General features: G+C 44.4%; 3 protein-coding genes. All 3 read right to left on the bottom strand.

Going from position 1 to position 3451, the window contains the following annotated elements; all coding sequences use genetic code 11:
* Positions 1-55 precede the first annotated feature (55 nt).
* Entirely contained in the window at positions 56-1213 is a 1158-nt protein-coding gene (locus N4310_RS07955) for an ABC transporter permease (protein WP_262092750.1), read from the bottom strand.
* Positions 1214-1966, bottom strand: coding sequence for an ABC transporter ATP-binding protein (locus N4310_RS07950; protein ID WP_179924230.1), 753 nt, complete (start codon positions 1964-1966; stop codon positions 1214-1216).
* A gap of 585 nt (positions 1967-2551) precedes the next feature.
* Positions 2552-3451 (bottom strand): LPXTG cell wall anchor domain-containing protein (locus N4310_RS07945; protein WP_338092457.1); only part of this gene is annotated, 900 nt, incomplete at its 5' end.

The following is a 3451-nucleotide window of genomic DNA, read 5'->3' as shown; positions in this document are numbered from 1 at the left end:
CGTACATCGGAAAGTTTTTTACTGGATTCATAATTCATAGCTTTAGTTTATCATATTATAGTTTTGCAGGAAGTCTAGTATAAAATGGATTGGTTGCAGGTTCATGGGAAAGTACTAGCTCGTCCCCACCTGTGTAATTGAGAGTTGTTTGTAAGGCTAACAACTCCTTGGCATCACGGCTAGACTCTGGAAACTTGGCTTGAACGACTTGTTGATAGGCCTCACTGGCTTCTGACCGATTTTGTACGACTAGATTAATACTAGCCTTCTTTGGATAGATATTCTCCGTAATTCCCTGCATCCCTGCATAGAGCGAGGTAGTTGTCGCAATGGTAACGAAGGACATAACCGCTAAGAGGGTAATATTGGCTAGTCCTGTAGCATGTTGCTTCATGCGGAAGATCATCTGTGAGGTGGTAATAAAGTTCTCGGGCTGGTAGAAATACTTTTTATTCTTCCGCCGTCTTTTGAGGAACCAGGTCATAAAGCTAATATAGAAGAGATAGGTTCCTGCAATAACCAATAGAACAGCGAGGAAAAAGAGCCAGACAATCGCTGCCCCTTGAGCTTGAGAAGTCAACGATATGCCATAACCCATGGCCAAGCTCAGAAGTCCGAGAGTAGAGAGGAGGATATTTCCCTTGGGCTCCTTCTCCCCTTTTTCGCTACTGCGAAAAAGAATCAAGGGATTATTTTTCGCAATTTTGCGGATGGCTAAAAATTCCAAAGCTAGGAAGATCCCTGCAAAGAGGATAGCTGAATAGACAAAGGACATGGGATCTACACTAAAGTGCAGGTCATGGTAGCCTACCAGGTTGACAAAGATCAAATACAGGACATTGGCGAAGACAGTGCTCAGAACAGACCCTAGGACTAGAATCGCCAGGAAAAGCAGGATTAACTCTAAACTGGCAATCAGAATAACCTTTTTCTTGTTCATACCCAGCATGTTATAGAGACCAAACTCCCTTGACCTTTGATGCATCAGGAAATTGTAACTATAAATTTCCATAATGAAACTGAATATGGTCAAAACAAACAAACCCATGCCAAGAACGACTGATCCAGTTGCCATAGCCTGCATGACGGGGCTAAACATGAGGGCAAACATGGAGGAGATAATGGTAAAAAGTACGAGACTGGATAAAACAAAGGGTGCGAAGACGCGAATGGAATTGCGGAGGTTCCGCAAGGCAAGTTTACCGTAAAACATCTACTCACCTCCTAACAAGGCGGACATGTTCAAGGAAATCTCCTTGGCAAACTCCTGATTGCTTTTACCAGCCCGATATAGTTGATGGAAGATCCGGCCATCCTTGATGAAGAGCACGCGTTTGGCGTGACTGGCTGCATTGGCCGAATGAGTCACCATGAGGATGGTCTGACCGGCATGGTTAATCTCCTCAAAAAGCTGCAACAAATCCTCAGAGTTCCGATAGTCCAAGGCAGCGGTTGGTTCATCTGCCAACACTAACTGGGGACGAGTAATCAGGCTACGGGCAATTGCCACCCGCTGCTTCTGACCTCCTGAGAGTTCAAAAGGCCGCTTCTGGAGTAGGTTTTGAATCCCCAGTTGCGGGGCTAGAATAGCTAGACGACTTTCCATTTCCTTGTAGTTCTGCCGCCCCAAGACCAAGGGGAGGAAGATATTGTCTTGCACCGTCAGCGTATCCAGGAGGTTAAAATCCTGGAAGACAAAGCCTAGATTGTGCAGGCGGAAATCAGCCAATTTACCTTCTTTAATCTGGGTAATGTCTTGCTGATTGAGAATTACCGAGCCACGGGTTGGCTTGTCCAAGGTGGCGAGGATGTTGAGTAGGGTTGTTTTACCAGACCCACTCTCCCCCATGATGGCAATAAATTCCCCTGCTTCTACTTTAAAATCAACATCTTGTAGGGCCCGTGTCTCTTCCTTGGAAAAGCGCGTGCGATAGACTTTTTCTAAATGATTAATTTCTAATAACATAGGTATGCCTCTTTCCTTTTTCGTTACTATCATTATAGAACAAAGTGAAAGGGACTATCCTTACAAGAATGCTTGTTTTCTTACAAAGGTGTAAGATTCAAAAGGTCTGGGAGACCTTTTGAACCCGAGCCTAAAAATTCGAAAGCGAGGTGGGGCGGGGGACCTTGGAACCCGAGCCTAAAATATGCTTCATAAAAGCCAAGCTAAGCATGGGTTCACTTTGAAATACCTACTTGCTTCGCCTTAAATAACTAGCACAACGGGTACTATAGTAACTTCATCCCGAATTATTCATACAGAATTCAAAAAACTTCCAGAACCCTTGCTATACTAAGGTTTTTGGAAGTTTTTGTTTTCCACCTAATGGGTGAAACAAAGAAACTAGGTGGAATCCTTGGATTATCAACGATTCCACCTGATTTTTATAATGGAGATGAATAATTAGGGTTCATTTATCTTGAAAACATGCACAGTATCCCCCTCCCCCAAACCATCAAAAAAACAGTATAGAAACAAGGTTACTTCCAACATCCTTCTATACTGTTTTTCAGATTCTAGGTTTACTAGCTATCTAAGGCAGCTTACCTATTGTTTTTTTCTCCGACGGCTTTGAACGACTGTCAAAGTTGCTAAAAATCCTAGGGCGCCACCAGCAAGAGCAGTTTGAGCAACACGCTCAGCTTTTGTCCCTGTATTCGGTAGGGTTTTTGCTTGCTCTTGAGCAGATGCCATTTCTTTTTTCGCTACTGGAGCAGCTTGAGAAGTTTTAGCGGCTGGAGCAGGATTCACCTTAGCTGCTACTTCTGTCTTCACTTTAGCAGGTTTATCAACTACTTTCTCTGGAGCAGGTTTTGCAGATTCCTTGGCTGGAACTTCCTTTTCCTGCTCTACTGGCTTAGCCGGAGTCTGATCTTCTTCCTCAGGTGCAACTTCATCATCCTTGTTTGCTGGTTGATTGGAAGTTTTGTCTTCTTCTTGAGGTTTTGATTCATTCTCCTTGTCTGCTGGCTGACTTGGAACTTCTTCTACCTCTGCAGATTCATCACTTTCTTCTTCTGTTGGAGTTTCTTCCTCTTCGACAGCTTCAGATTCGTCTTTCCCTTCCTCTGTTTGGTCTGGAGTCTCTTCACTTGGTGTTTCAGCTTCTTCCTGAGCGGCTTTTTCTAGCTCAACACGCGCTTCAGCGACTGCTGCTCGTCCTTGAGCTAAAGCCGCACGCGCTGCTTCAACCTGTGCCAGCATCCAGTTATAAAGAAGGGCTTCCTCATCAGTCATTTCTTCAGCTTCTGATGCATAGCTGGAAACAACGCTGACCATGTAATCAATCTCTGCTTCCGCTGCAACCAAGTACTCGTCCATCACCTCTAATTGCACCTGTGCAGCTTCAAAGTCTTCAGGTTCCTGACTTAGGGCACCTCTAAAAACCAGAAGTATTCCGTCATATAAAAAAAGAAGGGACGCTTGCCCTCTAATTTCCAGCAAGAG

Origin of the sequence: Streptococcus danieliae, from assembly GCF_025447695.1 — a bacterium.
GTDB classification, from domain to species: Bacteria; Bacillota; Bacilli; order Lactobacillales; family Streptococcaceae; genus Streptococcus; species Streptococcus danieliae.
This window is presented reverse-complemented; position numbering and strand designations above follow the sequence as displayed.